This is a genomic window from Ensifer aridi (assembly GCF_002078505.1).
GTDB lineage: Bacteria > Pseudomonadota > Alphaproteobacteria > Rhizobiales > Rhizobiaceae > Sinorhizobium > Sinorhizobium aridi.
This window is the reverse complement of record NZ_LUAV01000017.1, coordinates 1,952-3,226: the sequence shown is the minus strand read 5'-3', so window position 1 is coordinate 3,226 and position 1,275 is coordinate 1,952. Positions and strand designations below refer to the sequence as shown.

At 52.5% G+C, this 1,275-nt stretch carries 2 protein-coding genes; both read left to right on the top strand.

Annotation, left to right across the window (positions count from 1 at the left end; all coding sequences use genetic code 11):
• Positions 1-873: ornithine cyclodeaminase family protein (locus tag AYK65_RS17175; RefSeq protein ID WP_081159099.1), on the top strand; the 873-nt coding region annotated here is incomplete at its 5' end.
• On the top strand, positions 873-1,275 hold a 403-nt coding region (locus tag AYK65_RS17170), incomplete at its 3' end, for a pyridoxal-phosphate dependent enzyme (RefSeq protein ID WP_172402005.1). The genes AYK65_RS17175 and AYK65_RS17170, both read left to right, overlap by 1 nt.

Genomic DNA, 1,275 nt, shown 5'->3' with positions numbered 1-1,275 from the left:
TATATCGGAATAGATCTCCCACCGCCTCGTGGGGAAATTGACTTCAAGCTTGGTTATTACAAAGCCAATGAAGTGATCTCCATGAAAGCCTCTTCTGGAGGCTTCATTGACAACCCGACAGCACACGGCGTGCCCAATGGCATGGCGAGCATTTTCCTGTTCGATGCCAGGAGCGGTGCGTTGATTTGCGTTATGGATGGAAGTTTGATCCTTGGTCTCAGAACCGGTGCGTCTGGAGCCGTTTCCGTAAAGGCACTGGCGAGGAAAGACGCCAGGAAGATCACATCGGTCGGGACGGGCAATCAGGCACGAATGCAAATCCGGGCGATCAACGAGATCATGAAGATCGAAGTGATCCACGCATGGGACAGTCACCCGGACACCCTTTCCAAATACAAGACGGATATCGAAAGCGAATTTGGCATTCCTGTAATCATGGCCAACTCCAAGAAAGAAGCCGTTGAGCAGGCCGATATCCTGATTACGACGACCCGCGGGAAAGGGTCGCTCGTGGAAGCGGATTGGGTGAAGCCCGGCACGCACATCGTGGCGATCGGCACGGATCAACGCGGCAAACAGGAACTGGATCCAGAGCTCTTCAGGAATGCGAAAATCATCGTCGACTCGATCTCGCAATGCACAGAAAAGGGCGAGACCTGGCACCCGCTGAATAAAAACATCATCGCCAGAGACGACATCCATGGCGAAATCGGCGAGGTATTGTTGGGAAGGAAGCCGGGACGAGAAAGTGATGACGAAATCACGATTTTCGATTCCACTGGCATGGCCATACAAGACAATACGACAGCCAGCAAAATCTATCGGAACGCCATAGCCAATAACGTCGGCACCTTCTTTCAGTTTTTTGAGTAATGACCATGCGCAATTACCCGACCATTCAGGACATCCGGGAAGCCCGGGAACGGCTGAAGCCGCACGTCAGGCACACGCCGCTGTTGCGTGCGGAGAAAATCGAGAAAGCCGTTGGTTGTCAGCTGTATCTCAAACCCGAAACCCTGCAGATTACTGGCGCCTTCAAAATCCGCGGCGCCCTGAACAAGGCCCTCTCGCTCTCGAGAGAAGAGATCGAAAACGGCATCATCGCGACGTCGTCGGGCAATCATGCCCAGGCGCTTGCTTACGCGGCCAAGATGCTCGGCGTAAAAGTGATATTGGTCCTTCCGATCACCACACCCAAAATCAAGATTGAAAATACAAAAGCCCTTGGTGCGGAAGTCATTCTTTTCGATGGTGATAATGCTGCTAGATGGAAAA